The 18,437-nt window shown below is 60.9% G+C and carries 17 protein-coding genes and 1 riboswitch; of the genes, 15 read left to right on the top strand and 2 right to left on the bottom strand.

Translation table 11 applies throughout. The features are described from left to right. Positions 1-22: 22 nt before the first annotated feature. The 14 genes from ACYQ0G_RS12695 (at position 23) to cobD (ending at position 14,603) form a co-directional block, all read left to right on the top strand. Positions 23-1,504, top strand: a complete 1,482-nt coding sequence (locus ACYQ0G_RS12695) for an aldehyde dehydrogenase family protein (protein ID WP_460103191.1) — start codon at positions 23-25, stop codon at positions 1,502-1,504. 11 nt (positions 1,505-1,515) lie between these two features. Next, complete coding sequence (locus ACYQ0G_RS12690) at positions 1,516-2,496, top strand: glutathione S-transferase family protein (protein WP_460103190.1); 981 nt, start codon at positions 1,516-1,518, stop codon at positions 2,494-2,496. Beyond that, positions 2,493-3,326: a pirin family protein gene (locus ACYQ0G_RS12685; protein WP_460103187.1), complete on the top strand. Its 834-nt coding sequence runs from the start codon at positions 2,493-2,495 to the stop codon at positions 3,324-3,326. The genes ACYQ0G_RS12690 and ACYQ0G_RS12685 overlap by 4 nt, the downstream gene beginning before the upstream one ends. Before the next feature lie 102 nt (positions 3,327-3,428). Further along, positions 3,429-4,430 carry a nicotinate-nucleotide--dimethylbenzimidazole phosphoribosyltransferase gene (gene cobT / locus ACYQ0G_RS12680; protein WP_460103185.1) on the top strand — a complete coding sequence of 334 codons (1,002 nt, stop codon included), beginning with the start codon at positions 3,429-3,431 and terminating at the stop codon, positions 4,428-4,430. Continuing rightward, positions 4,427-5,179: an adenosylcobinamide-GDP ribazoletransferase gene (cobS, locus tag ACYQ0G_RS12675; protein WP_460103183.1), complete on the top strand. Its 753-nt coding sequence runs from the start codon at positions 4,427-4,429 to the stop codon at positions 5,177-5,179. The genes cobT and cobS overlap by 4 nt, the downstream gene beginning before the upstream one ends. Next, positions 5,170-5,703, top strand: a complete 534-nt coding sequence (locus ACYQ0G_RS12670; protein WP_460103181.1) for a histidine phosphatase family protein — start codon at positions 5,170-5,172, stop codon at positions 5,701-5,703. The genes cobS and ACYQ0G_RS12670 overlap by 10 nt, the downstream gene beginning before the upstream one ends. Then, entirely contained in the window at positions 5,700-6,305 is a 606-nt protein-coding gene (gene cobO / locus ACYQ0G_RS12665; RefSeq protein WP_460103179.1) for a cob(I)yrinic acid a,c-diamide adenosyltransferase, read from the top strand. Before ACYQ0G_RS12670 ends, cobO begins: the two co-directional genes overlap by 4 nt. A gap of 32 nt (positions 6,306-6,337) precedes the next feature. Next, positions 6,338-6,558: riboswitch (cobalamin riboswitch) on the top strand. A 159-nt stretch (positions 6,559-6,717) separates the two neighbouring features. Then, complete coding sequence (locus ACYQ0G_RS12660) at positions 6,718-8,610, top strand: TonB-dependent receptor plug domain-containing protein (protein ID WP_460103177.1); 1,893 nt, start codon at positions 6,718-6,720, stop codon at positions 8,608-8,610. Continuing rightward, complete coding sequence (locus ACYQ0G_RS12655) at positions 8,610-9,449, top strand: ABC transporter substrate-binding protein (protein ID WP_460103175.1); 840 nt, start codon at positions 8,610-8,612, stop codon at positions 9,447-9,449. Before ACYQ0G_RS12660 ends, ACYQ0G_RS12655 begins: the two co-directional genes overlap by 1 nt. Then, positions 9,446-10,423: a FecCD family ABC transporter permease gene (locus ACYQ0G_RS12650; protein WP_460103173.1), complete on the top strand. Its 978-nt coding sequence runs from the start codon at positions 9,446-9,448 to the stop codon at positions 10,421-10,423. Before ACYQ0G_RS12655 ends, ACYQ0G_RS12650 begins: the two co-directional genes overlap by 4 nt. Next, positions 10,420-11,193 (top strand): ABC transporter ATP-binding protein, encoded by a 774-nt coding sequence (locus tag ACYQ0G_RS12645; protein ID WP_460103171.1) that lies wholly within the window; start codon positions 10,420-10,422, stop codon positions 11,191-11,193. The genes ACYQ0G_RS12650 and ACYQ0G_RS12645 overlap by 4 nt, the downstream gene beginning before the upstream one ends. 7 nt (positions 11,194-11,200) lie before the next feature. Next, positions 11,201-12,661, top strand: coding sequence for a cobyric acid synthase (locus ACYQ0G_RS12640; RefSeq protein WP_460103372.1), 1,461 nt, complete (start codon positions 11,201-11,203; stop codon positions 12,659-12,661). Further along, the gene (cbiB, locus tag ACYQ0G_RS12635; protein ID WP_460103169.1) at positions 12,658-13,605 is read left to right on the top strand and encodes an adenosylcobinamide-phosphate synthase CbiB; all 948 of its coding nucleotides are present in this window, start codon (positions 12,658-12,660) and stop codon (positions 13,603-13,605) included. Before ACYQ0G_RS12640 ends, cbiB begins: the two co-directional genes overlap by 4 nt. Then, positions 13,602-14,603, top strand: coding sequence for a threonine-phosphate decarboxylase CobD (gene cobD / locus ACYQ0G_RS12630; protein WP_460103167.1), 1,002 nt, complete (start codon positions 13,602-13,604; stop codon positions 14,601-14,603). The genes cbiB and cobD overlap by 4 nt, the downstream gene beginning before the upstream one ends. Here cobD and cobU read toward each other — a convergent pair. Both cobU and ACYQ0G_RS12620 read right to left on the bottom strand, forming a co-directional pair. Next, complete coding sequence (gene cobU / locus ACYQ0G_RS12625) at positions 14,584-15,102, bottom strand: bifunctional adenosylcobinamide kinase/adenosylcobinamide-phosphate guanylyltransferase (RefSeq protein ID WP_460103165.1); 519 nt, start codon at positions 15,100-15,102, stop codon at positions 14,584-14,586. The two genes, cobD and cobU, sit on opposite strands and share 20 nt — an antisense overlap. A gap of 187 nt (positions 15,103-15,289) precedes the next feature. Beyond that, the gene (locus tag ACYQ0G_RS12620; protein WP_460103163.1) at positions 15,290-16,852 is read right to left on the bottom strand and encodes an aldehyde dehydrogenase (NADP(+)); all 1,563 of its coding nucleotides are present in this window, start codon (positions 16,850-16,852) and stop codon (positions 15,290-15,292) included. 122 nt (positions 16,853-16,974) lie between these two features. Here ACYQ0G_RS12620 and ACYQ0G_RS12615 point away from each other — a divergent pair, with 122 nt between their 5' ends. Beyond that, positions 16,975-18,381, top strand: a complete 1,407-nt coding sequence (locus ACYQ0G_RS12615; protein WP_460103371.1) for a sugar porter family MFS transporter — start codon at positions 16,975-16,977, stop codon at positions 18,379-18,381. The last annotated feature ends 56 nt before the right edge of the window (positions 18,382-18,437 follow it).

The following is an 18,437-nucleotide window of genomic DNA, read 5'->3' as shown; positions in this document are numbered from 1 at the left end:
CGTAAGCAATCGCTTCGGCACTATGTCCGATACATACCAAAAGCTCGATCAATCCTTCGTCGGCGGAAGCTGGCGCAAGGCAAGCGGCGATGCGATCGCCAACATCTGCCCGTGGGACGAAACCACCATCTTCGAAGTGGCCTCCACCACCGAAGACGATGTCGATGAAGCCTGCAAGGCGGCGCAAAAGGCGCAGCGCGAATGGGGCGCCATGCCGCCCGCCGCGCGCGCCGCGAAGATGCACGCGATTGCCGACATTCTGGAAGCCCGCAAGGACGAGATCGCCGGCTGGATCGTGCGCGAGGCCGGGGGCACCAAGCTGAAGGCCGCGCTGGAACTGATGCTGGTGACGCAGGTCGCCCGCTCCGAAGCGGCAACATTGCCCTATATGGTCAAGGGCGCGATCATGCCGGAAGATATTCCGGGCAAGGAATCGCGCGCCTATCGCCAGCCTGCCGGGGTCATCGCGCTGATCAGCCCGTGGAATTTCCCGCTGCAATTAACCGCGCGCACGCTGTTCCCCGCATTGGCGCTGGGCAATGGCGTGGTGATCAAGCCTGCCAGCGACACGATCGTTACCGGCGGCACGATCTTTGCCGCCATTTGCGAGGAAGCGGGCCTGCCCGAAGGGCTGGTTTCGGTGCTGCCGGGTTCCGGTTCCACCATTGGCGATGCGTTGATCCGCCATCCGATCCCTTCTGTCGTCAGCTTCACCGGCTCCACCCCTGTGGGCCGCGGCGTGGGCAAGGCCGCGCTGGACGGGGACCGGATCAAATCGGTCGAGCTGGAACTGGGCGGCAACAGCCCGATTGTGGTGCTGGACGATGCCGATCTGGACCGCGCGGTGGAAGCCAGCGTCTGGGGCAAGTTCATGCACCAGGGCCAGATCTGCATGATCGCCAACCGCATTATCGTGGAAGACGCGATTTACGACGAATTCGTCGAGAAGTTCGTGGAGCGGGTGAAGCAATTGCCGGTCGGCAAGCGCGAAGATCCCAAGTGCTTCATCGGCCCGATCGTCAACCGCGACCAGTTCGACGGCATTTCCGACATGATCGCCAAGGCGAAGGAAGAAGGCGCGACCTGCGCGCTGGGCGGCGAGCCTGACGGGTTGGTCATGCCGCCGCATGTCTTCACCGATGTCGGCGAAGACAGCTGCCTCGTCGCCAATGAGATATTCGGCCCCATCGCGCCGATCCAGCGCGCGCGGGATGAAGACCATGCGCTGGAACTGGCCAATGCCACCGAGATGGGCCTGTCGAGCGCGGTGTTCAGCCGCGATGAAGGCCGCGCGCTCGCCTTCGCCAAACAGGTGCAGGCAGGCATGACGCATATCAACGACCAGACGGTGAACGACAGCCCCTTTGCCCCCTTCGGCGGGGTCAAGAATTCTGGCATCGGCCGCTTCAACGGCGAATGGGCGATCGACGCCTTCACCAGCACACACTGGATCAGCATCCAGCACGAACGCCGCCAATATCCGTTCAGCGCGGACGATGTGTAAGGGGACGGGACATGGGATTTCTCAAAGACGGCAAATGGTATGACGAATGGGATTACAATGACGAGGACAGCGGCAAGTTCGAACGCACCGAAAGCCCTTTCCGCAACTGGATAACCCCCGACGGGTCCGCCGGGCCGACCGGGGAGGGCGGGTTTGCCGCCGAACTGGGGCGCTATCGCCTGTATGTCAGCCTGGCCTGCCCGTGGGCGCACCGTGCCACCGTGGCGCGGCGGCTGAAGGGGCTGGAAGGCATGATCGAACTGGTGGTGGTCCACTGGCTAATGAAGGAAGGCGGCTGGTCTTTCCGCGATGGCGAATGCGTCACGCCCGATCCGCTGCTGGATGCCGATAATCTGCACGAGGTCTATACCGCGGCGAAACCCGATTTCAGCGGCCATGTCACCGTGCCGGTGCTGTGGGATATCAAGCAAGGCACCATCGTGAACAACGAAAGCGCCGATATCCTGCGCATGCTAGGCAGTGCCTTCGACAATGTCGGGGCCACAGAGCTGGACCTTTACCCCGAAGCGCACCGTGACGAGATCGATGCGCTGAACGAGGAGGTTTATCACGCGGTCAATAACGGCGTGTACAAGGCGGGCTTCGCGACATCGCAATCCGCCTATGACGAGGCGATCGGGCCTCTGTTCGACACGCTCGACAAGCTGGAGCAACGGCTCGAAGGGCAGGACTGGCTGGTTGGCGGACAGCTGACCGAGGCGGATATCCGCCTGTGGACCACGCTGATCCGGTTCGACCACGTCTATCACACGCATTTCAAATGCAACCGCCGCCGAATTGCCGATTACCCCAATCTGGCAGCGCTGACGCGGCGGCTGTATGAACTGGATGGCGTGGACGAGACAGTGAATTTCGAGCACATCCGGCATCACTATTACGAAAGCCACGAGCATATAAATCCCAATGGCATCGTGCCGCCAGGGCCGCGCCCCGAAGTGCCGGGCCTCGAAGACACAGGGGTGACGGCATGACTTCACGCGCCCTTCGCTCAGTCCACCGCGCCTATCGTGACGATATCGCCGATCTGACCACGCGCAGGCCGCTGCCCGGGCCAAGCCTGCCGCAGATCGATCCGTTCCTCTTTCTCAATCACCATGGCCCGCAAAGCTATCCGCCGGGCAACAACGGCCTGCCCTTCGGCCCGCATCCGCATCGCGGGTTCGAGACGGTGACTTTCATGGTGGAAGGGAGCCTCGCGCATCAGGACAGCAGCGGCGCGCAGAGCGTGGTGGCCGATGGCGGGGTGCAGTGGATGACGGCGGGATCGGGCATCGTCCATTCCGAACTTTCGCCCGACAGCTTCAAACGCGATGGCGGGCCGCTGGAAATCTTGCAGCTATGGGTCAATCTGCCCGCAAGGCTCAAATTCACCGATCCCGATTACATCGAAGTCCCGGCGGCGAAGATTCCTTCGCTTTCACTGGCGGATGGCGTCGAGCTTCGACCCGTCTCGGGCTTCGAGGATGCCCCCGTTTCCTCGCTGACCGGCGTTGCGCTGGCAACCGTCCATATGCGGCCGGGCAGCAGCGCCAGCCTGCCGGCACCCGCTGGCCGCAATATCCTGTTCTACTCCGTCCAGGGATCGGTCCGCATCGGCAATGACAGAGTGCCCGAACATTGCCTCGCCCGCTTCGACGATGGTGACGAAATCGAGGTGACGGCACCCGATGGCGCACTCATCCTGTTCGGCCATGCCGATCCGATCGGAGAGCCGGTGGTGGCGCATGGTCCGTTCGTGATGAATAGCCAGGAAGAGATTCGCGACGCGTTCGAAGCTTATCGCCGCGGTGAATTCGCCTAACCGGGCTTGATCGGCCTGGGACCGGGCCGATCAAGAGGGTGTTCGGGCCCAATTTCGGAACAGTGATGTTGTATCGCGAAGGCCTTGCGCTAAACGCACGGCATGACGAAGGCAGACCTGCAGAGCATACTCGACGACAAGACCAAGCCGGTCGGATCGCTTGGCCGTCTTGAGAAACTGGCCGTCCAGGCCGCCTCGGTGCTGGGCCATGAACTGACCGAACAAGCCGCTGCAACCCTTACGATTTTCGCCGGAGATCACGGTATTGCCGCCAATGGCGTCTCGGCTTTCCCGCAGGAAGTCACCGGCCAGATGGTCGCCAATTTCCTCGCCGGCGGCGCTGCCGCAAACGCCATCGCGAACACTCTGGGCATCCCCGTAACCGTGGTGGATTGCGGCATCGCAACGCCTCCTTCGGGCCACTCCGCCTTGGTAAATATGCGGCTCGGCGAAGGCACTGCGGACAGTGTAAAAGGGCCGGCCATGACCTCCGATTGCGCGCGCCGCGCTGTCGATCAGGGGCGCCGCTATGGCGTTGATCTGGCAGGAAAAATCGCCTGTTTTGGTGAGATGGGTATTGCCAATACCTCCGCCGCAACGCTGGTGGTCCACAAGCTCAGCGGCCTCGAAATCGCAAAGCTGGTAGGCCGCGGGACAGGCCTCGACGATGCCGCCCTCTCGCACAAACAAGACGTGCTCGAACGCGCCGCCAGGCGCACCGGAGCGCTCGCTTCGCTGGAAGTTCTGGCAGAGGTCGGCGGCTTCGAAATCGGCACCATGGCCGGCGCCATGATCGGCGCCGCGGAGGCAGGAAAGCTGGTGGTCGTAGACGGCTTCATCGCCACCTCCTCCGCCGCATTGGCACGGGCAATCGAACCGGCATGCGCAAAGGCTTTCGTCTATGCGCACCGCTCCGCAGAACAGGGGCACCGGGCCCTTCTCGAATGGCTGGATGCGGATCCCCTGCTGGATTTCGACATGCGTCTGGGAGAAGGCACCGGAGCCCTCCTGGCCGTCCCCATCATCCGCGCCGCCCTCTCGCTTTTCTCGATGGCCAGCTTCTCGCAGGCAGGCGTCTCCAGCGCTGAAACCGTAGCGTCATGACAAGACCGCTGGCCGCTTTCCTGGCCGCCTGGATGTTCCTCACCCGCATCCCGGTGCGTACGAAAACTCTTGGAAAAAGCGACTTCGAAGCCGCTCCCGCCTTCTATCCGCTCGTCGGCATCCTGATCGGCGCAATCGGGGCGATCGGCTTCGCGCTGGGATCGGGGATCGGCGGCGGGATTATCGGCGCGATCTTCGCCACTGCCGCCACCTTGCTTGCCACCGGCGCCTTTCACGAAGACGGGCTGGCGGATCTCTTCGACGGATTGGGCGCCTCGGCGCCAGAGCGGATGATGGAAATCATGCGCGACAGCCGGCTGGGCACATTCGGGGCCGCGGCATTGTTCGTCGCCCTGAGCCTGAAGGTCGCCGCCCTTTCTTCAATCCTCCCCTGGAGCGCGCTGGCCGCATTACCCGTCGCGCACGGGCTTTCGCGTCTGTCGGCAGTGGTTGTGATCGCCACCAGCAACTACGCGCGACCCGAAGGCATAGCCAATCCCGTGGCTGGCGGAATAGCGCGCGACGGGTTGGTCGTTGCCTGGCTTACCGGGCTGATTGCTTTGCTAATCTTCGGTCTCTTCGTTGGCATCGCTGCAGCTGTCAGCGCTGTAGTCGGCCTATGCGTAGGCCATGGGGCAACGCGCCTGCTGTTCGAGCGCAAGCTGGGCGGATACACGGGCGACTGCCTTGGTGCCGTTCAGCAAGTATCTGAAATAGGCTTCTATCTCGGCCTGCTCGCATGGCTCTGATCCTGCTGCGCCACGGAGAGCCGGAGGTGTCGCGTGGCGTATGCTATGGACAGTCAGACATCACTGCCCACATCCCGCGTCAGGACGAGCTCGAGCAGCTTCTCAGCCGTCTGAACCGGCCCGTTGCCCGATTGCATACCAGTCCGCTGCGCCGATGCCGGGAGCTCGCGGAAGAGCTGGCACCCATGCTGGGTCTCGAAGTTCAGGCCGATCCGAGGCTCTGCGAAATCGACTTCGGGCGATGGGAAATGAAACGCTGGGACGATATTCCCCGCGCAGAGATCGATCTGTGGGCCGAAGATATCGAGGGCGCTCGTCCCCACGGCGGCGAATGTGTTGCCCAGTTGGTGCAACGCGTAAGTATCTATCTTACTGCGATTGCGAACGATCAGGGCGACGTCCTGGCCGTAAGTCACCTCGGAGTGGCACGAGCTATGGCTGCCGCCTTGGGACATGCCGATCCATACGAGCTGAAGCTGGACTTCGGCGATTTTCTCACCTTCGAAACGGACCAGATGACATGAGCGAAACCGGGCAGGGCGAACACAAGGCGCAGATGAAGAAACTGCAGGCCGAGCAGGCCAAGCGACGTCGCGAACTTAAAGATCCGCAGCGCGGCGTCGTTCTGGTCCACACGGGCGATGGGAAAGGCAAGTCTAGCTCTGCTTTCGGGGTCATGGCCCGCGCTTTGGGCTGGGGCCAGAAAGTCGCAGTGGTCCAGTTCATCAAGGGCAAGTGGAAGACCGGCGAAAAGCAGTTCTTCGCTCGCTTCCCTGATCTGGTGGACTGGCACGTAATGGGCGATGGCTTCACATGGGACACGCAGGATCGCGACCGCGACATCGAAGCTGCCGAAAAGGCACTCGCCAAAGCCGACGAACTGATTGGCGGCGGCGATTATGATCTGGTCCTGCTCGACGAGATCAACATCGCCCTGAGGTACGATTATCTCACACCGGAGGCCGTGATTGATGTGCTGGAGCGCCGTGGAAACACGCGCGTCATCCTGACAGGTCGCGATGCGAAGCCCGAGCTGATCGAATATGCCGATACGGTTAGCGAGATGCGCGAAATCAAGCACGCCTTCCATGCCGGAATCCGGGCGCAGCAGGGGCTCGACTTCTGACCGGGCAGGATTGACAGCGGCCATCTCTCCGCCCATTGGCGCCGGCAGACGGTGCCTCAGGTGCAAAACGCCTGAAGCTAAGAGGGAAGTCGGTGAGCCCGGTTGGGCAAATCCGACGCTGTGCCCGCAACTGTAAGCCGGGAGCCCCGGACCACTTATGCCACTGGATTGCCCATCAAAAGGCGTTTCCGGGAAGGCGGTTCGAAGGCGATGATCGGCAAGTCAGGAAACCTGCCGTCGCGTCGTTCGTCCGGGGCCGGGTCTAGCCCAATGGGACAGGAAAGTTATTTTCCGAAGTAACGGCAGCTAGGCCGGTTACCGGCGCTGCGACCATGATTGTCGCAGTGTGGCCATCTGTCGATTAACCTGGCGGGCGCCGGAGCCCCTGCCGGGTATGGCTTTGGATTTCTTGATGAAACCCGCATTTTATACGTCTTCCGCAGCGGCTGTACTTGCCCTGTGTTCAACCGGCGCTTTCGCGCAATCGACCGACTTACCTGCAGCAACCGATACCGATGGCGAGATCATCGTGGTGACAGCCAATCGCACCGGTCGTGAGATCAGCCAGGTCGGTGAATCGGTAACCGTGATTGGCGAAACAGAAATCGTGAACCGCCAGCCCAGCGAAGTTCTCGACCTGCTACGTACGGTTCCCGGTGTCACCTTCAACCGCAATGGCGGCCTCGGGACGAGTACCAGCGTTTCCATCCGCGGTGCGGATAGCGACCAGACCGTGGTTCTGATCGACGGCATCAAGCTCAACGATCCGGCTTCACCGGGCGGGGGTTTCAACTTCGGTACTCTCCTGACCGGCAACATCTCCCGGGTTGAAATTGTGCGCGGCTCCCAAAGCGTGCTTTACGGAAGTCAGGCGATCGGCGGTGTGATCAATCTGATTACGCGTGAACCCAGCGACGACCTTGGCGTCTTTCTGAGCGGGGAATACGGGGAGCGCGATACGGCGGAACTGGTCGGCAATGTGGCCGGTCGCTTCGGACCCGTAGGTGCCAGCGTCGGCGCGACCTATCTGCGGACGGACGGCATTTCTGCCTTCAGCGAAGCGCGGGGCGGCAAGGAGAAGGACGGTTTCGAAAGCCTTGGCGTCAACGGCAAGCTCGACATTGCCTTGGCGGATAACGTCTCGGTCGATTTGCGCGCATTTTATGCAGACGGCGAGACGGACATCGACGGTTTTGGGGCCGATGGTTTCGAGGATACGCAAGAGGTGTCCTATCGCAACGACTTCGTCGGATATGCCGGTATCAAGGCTGATCTGCTCGACGGGCGAATGCGCAACCGATTGGGTTTCGCCTATACCAATATCGACCGTCGCAATTTCGATTTTGGCAGCGACAGCGAGACTTTCGATGCGAATGGCGAAAACCGTCGCTACGAATATCAGGGCGTTTTCGACGCAACCACCTTCGCCGAACTCGTATTCGGTGCCGAGCGCGAAGAGTCCGAATTCCGCAGTTCAAGCTATGGCGGCACGCCGGAAAAGGCCGATGTATGGCTCAACAGCGCCTATGGCCAGCTCAACCTCACCCCATTCAGCGGCCTCTCGCTGACGGGGGGCCTTCGCTACGACGATCACGAGACCTATGGCGACGAAACGACCTTCGCCGCCAGTGGTGCATATTCGCCTAATGCGGGCGCAACGGTGCTGCGGGCAAGCTATGGCGAAGGGTTCAAGGCCCCATCGCTTTACCAGCTATACAGCGTTTACGGGAACACGGCGCTTATGCCGGAGACGTCCGAGAGCTGGGACGTCGGACTCACCCATCGCTTTCTCGGCGGTCGGGCCCAGGTCGGCGCGACCTATTTCGAACGCGATTCAAAGAATCTGATCGGGTTCGTGTCGACCGACACCGATCCTTACGGCTTCTACGACAATACGGAACTCGCCTCCGCCCATGGCTGGGAGCTTGGCGTAGCCATGCGCCCGGTCGATGGCTTCGATGTTGCGTTGAATTACACTACGATCGATGCAGTCGATGAGACGACCGGCAATTTCCTTCCCCGACGGGCCAAGGACAAGGCCAGTGTAGTGGTGGATTACAGACTGGAAAGCGGCATCGGGATCGGTGCGACCGTCCTGATGGTCGGCGACAGCTTCGATAATGCCAGCAACAGCCGCGAACTCGATGGGTATGTCGTGACCGATGTTCGCGCGAGCTACGGTCTTACTGACAACCTTGAAGTTTTCGGACGCATCGAGAACCTCTTCGATACCGAGTATGAAACCGTGTTCCGGTACGGCCAGCCTGGACGTGCAGCATTCGGCGGCGTGCGTTACCGGCTCTGATGATCCGGCTGGCGATCCTCGCGGCGTTGGCAAGCCTTTTCCTCGCAGCCTGTGCGCAGGCTCCGGGGCCAAGGGCTGACTCTGACGCGCCGCGGCGGATCGTCAGCCTCGATTACTGTGCGGACCAATATGTGCTGAAGTTCGCTGATCGGGGTGACATACTCGCTCTGTCGCCCGATGCCGAAAAGAGCTTCTCCTACATGCGGGCGGAAGCCGGGGGCATTCGGACAGTTCGCCCGCGCACGGCAGATGTCCTTGCACTTCAACCCGATCTGGTGGTGCGAACCTATGGCGGGGGGCATGACATCGCCAACTTCCTGGAGAAGCCCGGAGTTCCGGTGATCCAGATCGGCTTTCCGCAGACGCTGGACGAAGTTCGCAGCGAAGTCTTGCGTGTCGGGACCGCGCTTGGAAAACCCGAAAAAGCTGAAGGATTGGTGGCCGAAATGGATAGCCGGCTCCGGGCGATATCGGCACGAAAACACCCACGAAGGAGTGCGCTCTATATGACACCAGCGGGCGTCACGACCGGAGAAGGAAGCTTGGTGCACGAACTGTTCGTGGCTGCGGGGGTGGATAATTTCCAGGGTCGGCCCGGCTGGAATCCGCTTCCGCTGGAGCGGCTCGCTTACGAGAAGCCGGATCTGATTGCCGCATCATTCTTCGAGGGAGGGACGAACCACGTCGACAACTGGAGCGCTGCGCGTCATCCGGTGGCCCAAACCCAGTTGAGGGATTTGCCCGTGGTGCCGCTGGAAGGGGCGTGGACTGCATGCGGCGGGTGGTTCGTGGTTGATGCCGTGGAGGCCCTGGCTGCAGCGGCGGAGGAACCGTCGTGAACCGGGTTGTGGCCATGCTCGGCGCTACACTGATAGCGGCCTTATTGCTTTCGGTGACGCTGGGGTCGGTATCCTTGCCAATCGACCGTTTGCTGGCTGCGCTCGCCTTCCAGGGCAGCGAAGGGGATAGGTTGGTCGTCTGGCAAATCCGTCTCCCCCGCGCGCTGGCTGCGGCCATGGTAGGTGCAGCGCTCGGCATGAGCGGTGCCGCGCTTCAGGGCCTCCTTCGCAATCCGCTCGCAGAACCGGGAATTCTCGGGGTCTCCGCAACGGCCGCCCTATTCGCGACTTTCGTGCTCTATTTTGGTTTCGCCGCCTTTGGGCCATTGGTTTTGCCACTGGCGGCGGTCGCCGGTGCACTGCTTGCGACATTGGTCGTCGCTCTGGCGGCGATCCGGACTCGCTCGGTCGTCACACTGATCCTGATCGGCGTTGGCCTGTCGAGTTTTTCTGCTGCGATCATGGCGCTCTTGATGAACCTTGCCCCCAATCCCTTTAGCCTCGCCGATATGGTGAACTGGATGTTGGGAACGGTCGACAATCGCAGTTTCGCTGATCTGGCATTTGCCTCTCCTTTCATGATCGCAGGTGCTGTCGTGCTGTTGCTCTCGCGGCGCGGTTTGTCGGCATTGGCGCTGGGCGACGAGGCAGCCGAAGGGCTGGGGCTCGATCTGCGCCGCCAGCGGCTGGCGGTCATCATCGGGGCAGGGCTCGCCACCGGCGCGGCGGTCTCACTTGCCGGAGCGATTGGCTTTGTCGGTATCGTGGCGCCGCATCTCGTGCGGCCATTCCTGCGATATGATCCGGCACGTCTGCTCATACCTTCCGCCTTGCTCGGCGCATTTATCCTGGTCGTGGCCGATATCGGCGTGCGCGTTCTGCCGACCGACAGCGAACTAAAGCTGGGTGTTGTTGCGTCGCTGTTGGGGGCGCCGGTATTCATCTGGATCGCGGCACGGAGGAGGCTGGCATGACTCTGCTCGATGCCCGGAACCTGAGCTATGCCGTCGACGGCAAGCAGCTTGTGGCAGATGCCAGTTTTTCGCTGAAAGCAGGCACGCTGACGGCGCTGATCGGCCCGAACGGCTCTGGCAAGACGTCTCTTCTGCGCCTCGCGCTTGGCTTGATGCCCAGCGATACCGGCAGCGCTTCTCTCGGCGGGGGCGCAGTCATGGACCTGTCACCTCTGGAACGGGCTCGCCGGGTGGCGTATCTTCCTCAGACCCGCCCCTTGGTCTGGCCGCAACCGGTCGAGGACATCGTTGCCCTGGGCCGCTTTGCCTATGGCGCAGCGCTGGGCCGCCTTTCGCCGGAAGATGAAGGGGCAGTGGCCCGCGCAATCGCCGCCTGCCAGCTGGAGGGTTTCGAGCAACGGGCTGCCGATACTCTGTCCGGAGGCGAATTGGCCCGCGTTCACCTCGCCCGCGCGCTTGCTTCGGAGACACCGCTGGTGGTTGCCGACGAGCCGATCGCCGCTCTCGATCCCCGGCACCAGCATCAAACCATGGGTTTGTTTGCCGAAATGGCTCGCGAAGGTCGCGGCGTGCTTACGGTGATCCACGATCTGGACCTCGCGATGCGCTATGCGGACCGCGTTATATGGATGCATGAGGGTCGGATCGTTGCGGATGGTACGCCTCAGGAGACCTGCACCCCCGAAATGTTGCATAAGGTGTTCGGCATTGCTTCACGCGTCACGCAGCAGAGCGAAGGGCTGCGTCTCGATATCGAAGGGCCAGCGTAATTCCGCGATGGGCGCACGGGCGATCATGCTTCAGGGTACGGGTTCGGACGTCGGCAAGTCGCTTCTCGTCGCTGCCCTGTGCCGCATTGCACATCGCCGAGGGATAAGGGTCGCGCCCTTCAAGCCACAGAACATGTCGAACAACGCGGCCGCCTGTTCGGATGGCGGAGAAATCGGGCGGGCCCAGGCGCTGCAGGCACGTGCAGCTGGGCTCGAACCCTCGACTGACATGAACCCTGTGCTGCTGAAGCCCGAAGGTGATCGGCGCGCACAGGTCGTCGTCAACGGCACTGCGCTGCGAAGCGAGGAGGCAGCGCAGTACATGGCCAAGCGTGGAAGCCTGCTTGCTCCCGTTCTGGCAGCGTTCGAGCGTCTGCGCGATACGTATGATCTGGTGATCGTCGAGGGCGCGGGGAGTCCTGCCGAAGTCAATCTGCGGGAAGGCGACATCGCCAACATGGGGTTTGCGCGCGCCGCCGATGTCCCGGTGGTGCTGGTTGGAGACATTGACCGTGGCGGGGTCATCGCCTCCATCATCGGGACGAAGGCCGTTATCGAACCGCAGGATGCTGCGATGATTGCGGGCTTCGCAATAAACCGGTTCCGCGGGGATCTCTCGCTATTCGACGAAGGCATCCGCTTCATCGAGAAAAGGACCGGTTGGCGCTCTTTTGGCGTTGTTCCATGGCTTCCATCGGCTTCGAGACTTCCGGCGGAAGATGCCGTGGTGCTCGATCGGCGTCTGCCAAAAGGGAAGGGAATTGTAATCGTCGTTCCGATGCTCTCACGGATCAGCAATTTCGACGATCTCGATCCCTTGCGAGCGGAAGAAGACGTCGACCTCCGCTTCATTCCTCCCGGGCAACCCATTCCCCGCAAGTGCGACGCGATCATACTCACCGGTACCAAGTCCACTTTGGCGGATCTCGCCATGCTTCGCGGCGAAGGGTGGGATCACGATATTATCGCTGCATTCCGTACCGGGGCGCATATCGTGGGCCTGTGCGGCGGGTTTCAGCTATTGGGCGCTCGGGTCGAGGATCCAGACGGGCGTGACGGATTGAAGGGGGCTGCTTGCGCCCTCGGTCTGTTCGATATGACAACGGTTATGTCTGGCGAGAAAACCGTTCGTCCTATACAAGGAAAAACGCTTGCAGATGGCGAGCCCGTGACTGGCTACGAAATTCATTCGGGTCGATCCACCGGTACTGCTCTCGATGCGCCTTTCTGCCAATTTGATGATGGTACCAATGATGGTGCTGTGGGCGCGGGTGGGCGGCTAATAGGGACTTATCTGCACGGATTGTTCGCTAGCGATACCTTTCGGACCCGCTGGCTGAGTAACATTCGCAGCGGCAGGACCAGTTCGCTGAACTACGAACAGGATGTGGAACGGGCGCTCGATCAGCTTGCGGATGGAGTGGAAACGGCACTCGATATAAAAGCGTTGTTCGAACTGGCGCGATGACTGCCGCTTGGATCATGCTGGGCGGGCTGGTTCTTGAGGCGTTTTGCGGCTGGCCCGATAGGCTGGATAAACGCATCGGCCATCCGGTGCGGTGGTTCGGCTGGCTCGTGACGCGGGCCGAACGGTTATTGAACCGGGAAAATAGCGGGAGGGCCGTTCGCATCCTTCTTGGCGGCATGGCGGCACTCTTCATGATTTCTATCGCGGCATCGGCAGGACTAGCCATCGAAGTTCTAGCGCCTTCGGGAGTGGTGGGCTTGCTAATCCAGTCAGTGGTCGCTGCCAGTCTAATCGCGAGCCGATCGCTGAACGATCATGTGGCCGCTGTTGCGCAGGCGTTTGCACGTAATGGGTTACCGGGCGCCCGATCGTCGCTGAGCAAGATCGTAGGCCGCGAAACGCATTCGCTGAATGAGCAAGCGATGGCGCGCGCGGCTATAGAAAGCCTGGCGGAGAACACGTCTGACGGTGTAACGGCGCCTTTGTTCTGGGGCGCACTGTTCGGACTGCGTGGGCTGTTCGCGTATAAAGCAATCAACACGCTCGATTCCATGATTGGGCATCGCAATGCGAAATACGAGGCATTCGGCAAGATAGCCGCTCGGATTGACGATATTGCCAGTTTCGTTCCTGCGCGCCTGACGGGTTTCTTGTTCGGTCTTGTAAGCGGGTCAGCGCGATCATTCAGAGTCATGGTTCGCGATGCATCGTCCCATCGCTCTATCAATGCTGGCTGGCCGGAAGCCGCGATGGCTGGTGCACTGGACATCCGGCTTTCCGGTCCCCGATGTTATGGCAACGGTCTCAGAGAAGAGCCTTGGTTGAATGCCGATGGGCGCGAAGCGTTCATGCATGATCTGGCAAAAGCGCTCTCAATCTATCGGCGCGCAGTCATCGCAATTGGCCTTACACTCTTCGCGGTGGGCGGGATTGTTTCGTTGTGAATGACGACAAACTCTTCACAGGTCACGGTGGGCGCATCGATGTGTTGGCGCGCGCGTTTCCACATGGGCCGAAACCTTGGCTCGACCTTTCGACGGGTATCAATCCTTGGCCCTACTTTGTGCCAACTTTGGCGCCAGAAGCGTGGACACGATTGCCGACAGAAGAAGCACGGAAAGCATGTGAAGGTGCCATGGCGAACGCGTTTGGATGCGCTCCCGAGGCTTGCCGGGCTGTCGGTGGGACAGAGATTGTCATCCGACAACTGCCAGCCATTCTCAGATCGCGTTCCGTGGCCGTTCGGTCTCCAAGCTATGCCGATCACAGACACAGCTGGCATGCTGCGGGAGTGGAAGTGCGGGAATTGGACGATCCGCTCGAAGTGGTCGAAGATGTCGATACCGTCGTTCTTGTGAATCCGAATAATCCCGATGGACATTGCTGGTCAGTTGGCGAGATGGAAGAAGCACGGCGAAGGCTTACTAGACGTGGCGGGTGGCTGATAGTCGATGAAGCCTATGCCGAACTCGATCCCGAGGCCAGCATGGCTCCAGCAGCAGGTCGCGCAGGGCTGATCGTTTTGCGGTCTTTCGGCAAGTTCTTCGGTCTCGCGGGAGTACGGCTTGGCGCATTTCTAGCGCCGCCGGCGGTCCTCGACGAGCTTGGAGAAAAAGTCGGCGGTTGGGACGTGTCGGGACCTGCGCTTGCAGTAGGACAGGCGGCTTACGCAGACGAAACATGGCAGAAAAAAACGCGAGGCCGTTTGGCCGATGCTTCGCTTGCGCTGCAGCATGTTCTCTCTGGCGCGGGCCTTGAAGACGCGGGTGGAACCGATCTTTTTCGCTACGTCAAAACTAAAGATGCGGCTGCAGTCTGGCGAGGTCTAGCGGAGAACGGCGTTGCCGTGCGTCGGTTCGAAAACTGCAATCAGGCTCTGCGTATCGGACTTCCTCCCGACCCTCAATCGCTATCCAGATTGGCTAAGGCACTGGCCGTTTAAGGCTAAGTGGCAGTCCCGCCACAACCAATTCCACCGTGTCGCAAACCTCCGCCAAGCGCTGGTTGAGCCACCCCTGTTGATCCCTAAAGCGGCGCCCGAGCGGGTGCTCAGGGACGATGCCCGATCCAACCTCGTTACTCACCAGAAGCACCTCGGCTCTTGTGTTCTTGAGACTGTCGATCAGGTCATCGGTGGCAGAGTTCGCGTCCCGATCGCCAAGCATGAGGTTCGACAGCCAGATCGTGCAGCAGTCTACGACCACCGTGCCTTCCTGTTGGTTCTGAATTGTTTCAGGCAATTCGAGAGGCGCTTCGACAGTGATCCAGCGTGCATCGCGTTCTGCCCGATGGAGCGTGATCCGGTCTTCCATCTCGGTATCGTAGGCCTGGGCCGTCGCGACGAATATGTGCGGCGCGGGTTGCGCCTCTGCCAAGGTCAGCGCCCGGCGGCTTTTCCCCGACCGTGCGCCGCCGAGAAGCAGGGTCAAATTGTCCGTCATATGGCCTCGTCCTGTAACTGTTCTCATAACAGCATCGTATGGACAGAGGCACAGCGCACCGGGTTCGTGCCGTCAAGTTGCGATAGGGCTGTTTAGTACAGAGGTTATCGAACACCCAAAGGAAAAAAGGCGGGGCATCTGCTGCCCCGCCTTCCAGATCACTTAGGTTCGGTCCAACTCGCTTAGCTTAAAGTTGGTAGGTCCCATCGACACGGGTGAGGGTGCCGCTTGCGTCGTCTTTCAGCGCTGCCGGAAGCAGGCTTTCGGGGAGATCCTGGTAACAAACCGGACGAAGGAACCGATCGATCGCCAGCGTACCCACTGATGTGCTGCGGCCATCCGAAGTTGCCGGGTAAGGACCGCCATGGACCATGGCATGGGTGACGTCGACGCCGGTCGGCCAAGCGTTGGCCAGAATGCGACCTGCGCGCTGCTCCAGGACTGGCAGCAGTTTTGCCGCCTCCTTATGGTCGGCTTCGTTCAGGTGAAGAGTCGCGGTTAGCTGACCTTCCAGACTTTCGAGAATGGCAGAAACTTCGGAAAGATCGCTGCAACGCACGATGATCGAACTCGGGCCGAAAACTTCTTCCTCGAAGCCGGCATTCTTGCGGAAGGCAGAGGCCGAAACGGTATAGACCTGCGCACGACCGCAGGCACTCGATCCTTCTTCGCCAACACCGACCGGCTCGGCGCCGTCGAGCGCTCCAAGCGTATTGATACCGTTGCGATAGGCGTCGCTGATCCCCTGGGTCAGCATGGTCTGGGCAGGAACCGAGCTCAGGGCTTCACGCGCCTTTGCGATGAAGCGATCGGTTGCCTCGCCTTCAACCGTCAGCACGATGCCGGGGTTGGTGCAGAATTGGCCCGCCCCCATCGACAGCGATCCGACGTAGGCTTCCGCCAAGGCATCGGGCGCTTCTGCGAGTTTGTTTGGCATGAGAACGACCGGGTTGATGCTGCTCATCTCGGCAAAGACGGGGATGGGCACCTCGCGATTTGCAGCATGTTCCATCAGCGCCAGCCCGCCACCGCGCGAACCTGTAAAGCCGACTGCTGCGATCCGCGAGTCCTTCACGAGAGCTTCGCCGAGTTCGAAATCGGTACCGGACAGAAGCGAGAAGACCCCTTCTGGCAAACCGCTTTCCTTGACGGCTTCGGCAATTGCGCCGCCCACCAGTTCGGAAGTTCCGGGGTGTGCGGGGTGCCCCTTGACCACGACGCAGCAGCCCGCGGCAAAGGCAGAGGCAGTGTCTCCCCCTGCAACCGAGAAGGCGAGGGGAAAGTTGCTGGCGCCGAATACAGCGACCGGGCCCAACGGAATCTTGCGCATGCGCAGATCGGGCTTGGGCGGAGTACGGTCAGGGTTGGCATGATCGATCCTCAGACCTTGCCACGCGCCGTTCTCCACCTCGTCGGCGAACAGCCGCAACTGACCGACCGTGCGGCCGCGTTCGCCGTTTAGGCGCGCTTCGGGCAGGCCGCTTTCCGCCATGGCACGCTGGGTGAGCGTGTCGCCAAGCGCGTCAATCTTGTCAGCTGCCAGGCGCAGGAAGGTAGCACGCTTGTCGAGCGCCAGGCTGCCGAATACCTTCTGCGCTTCTGCAGCGGCGGCGCAAGCATCGGCAACGTCGGATTTTGATGCTTCGGCGAATTCGGGATCGAGCTTGTCTCCGCTGGCCGCCTCTACGGCCGAGAAAGTGCGATCGCCGTTGCGCCATTCGCCCGCGATGTAGTTTTTGCCTGTCAGCATGGCCATTCTCTCCTGGATCCAAATTTGTCTTCGTGAAAAGGCGACTTGCAAAGCCGCAAATTTCCGTGAAAGGTAGCGCTAACATATACACACGATTGTGCAACAGCACAGCATGGGAGGGAATTTTGGAGAGAGCGCAGACAGGTGCCAATATGGCGCTGATTTCCGCAATTGTGGCAGTTGCCACCTTGGGCGGGTTTCTATTCGGATTCGATAGCGGTGTTATCAATGGGACGGTCGATGGTCTGAGGATCGCGTTCGACTCGGATGAAGTCGGCACCGGCTTCAACGTGGCCTCCATGCTGCTGGGCTGCGCGGTCGGCGCTTTCGTCGCTGGCAGGCTTTCGGATATTCTCGGGCGCAAGCGCACACTGCTCATCGCAGCTGCGTTCTTCATCATCAGCGCTTACGGTTCGGGTATTGCCGGATCGTCCGGAGAGTTCGTCATCTACCGCATCATCGGGGGGCTTGCGGTAGGGGCTGCCAGCGTCTTGGCGCCAGCCTACATCAGCGAAGTGACTCCTGCTGCTATGCGCGGACGGCTTTCGAGTCTGCAGCAGGTCATGATCATCGTCGGCCTTACTGCGGCGTTTCTCTCGAACTATCTGCTGGCTGAGTTCGCTGGTTCTTCGACCGACCAGTTCTGGCTCGGTTTCGAAGCGTGGCGCTGGATGTTCTGGATGGAACTGATACCGGCAACGATCTTCCTGCTGGCATTATTCTTCATCCCCGAAAGCCCGCGCTACCTCGTCACCCGGGGTGATCGCGACAAGGCTCATTCGGTGCTTTACCGACTGTTTGGCCACGAAACGGCGAACCGCAAGGTCGGTGAAATCGAGACCTCGGTCTCCAACGATCATGCGCCGAGGCTGTCCGATTTGCTCGACCGCAACACACGCAAGGTTCGCCGGATCGTGTGGGTCGGCATTGGACTGGCGGTCTTCCAGCAACTCGTCGGTATCAATGTGGTGTTCTACTACGGTGCGGTCTTGTGGCAGGCCGTCGGGTTCAGCGAATCCGATGCCCTCAAGATCAATATCCTGAGTGGCGCCATCTCGATCGCAGCTGTCCTGCTGGCGATTGCCCTGATTGACCGGCTTGGCCGCAAACCGCTGTTGTTGATCGGTTCCATCGGTATGGCGGTGACGCTCGCGATCATGTCTTTCGCGTTCATGAGCGGATCGCTTGTCGATGGCAAATTGCAGCTATCGGATGGTGCGGGCTTGGCAGCACTGGTCGCCGCGAACATCTATGTCGCCTTTTTTAACTTCAGCTGGGGCCCTGTCATGTGGGTCATGCTGGGCGAAATGTTCCCCAACCAGATCCGTGGGTCGGGTCTTGCGGTCAGCGGCTTTGCCCAATGGGTCGCCAATTTCGGCATCACCATGACCTTCCCGATCATGCTGGCGAGTATTGGCCTAACCGGTGCCTATGGCTTCTATGCGATAAGCGCTGCGGTCTCGGTAGTCTTCGTCTGGCTGATGGTCCGCGAGACTAAGGGCCTCGAACTGGAGCAGATGGAGGGCTAGCGGCCCTTGCGCTTTCACAACGGCCTGTGCCTGACTCTGGTTCGCGTCTTCCCGTG

The organism is Qipengyuania triglochinis (assembly GCF_054655615.1).
The sequence above is the reverse complement of the archived record's forward strand: the minus strand, read 5'-3'. Positions and strand labels throughout refer to the sequence as shown.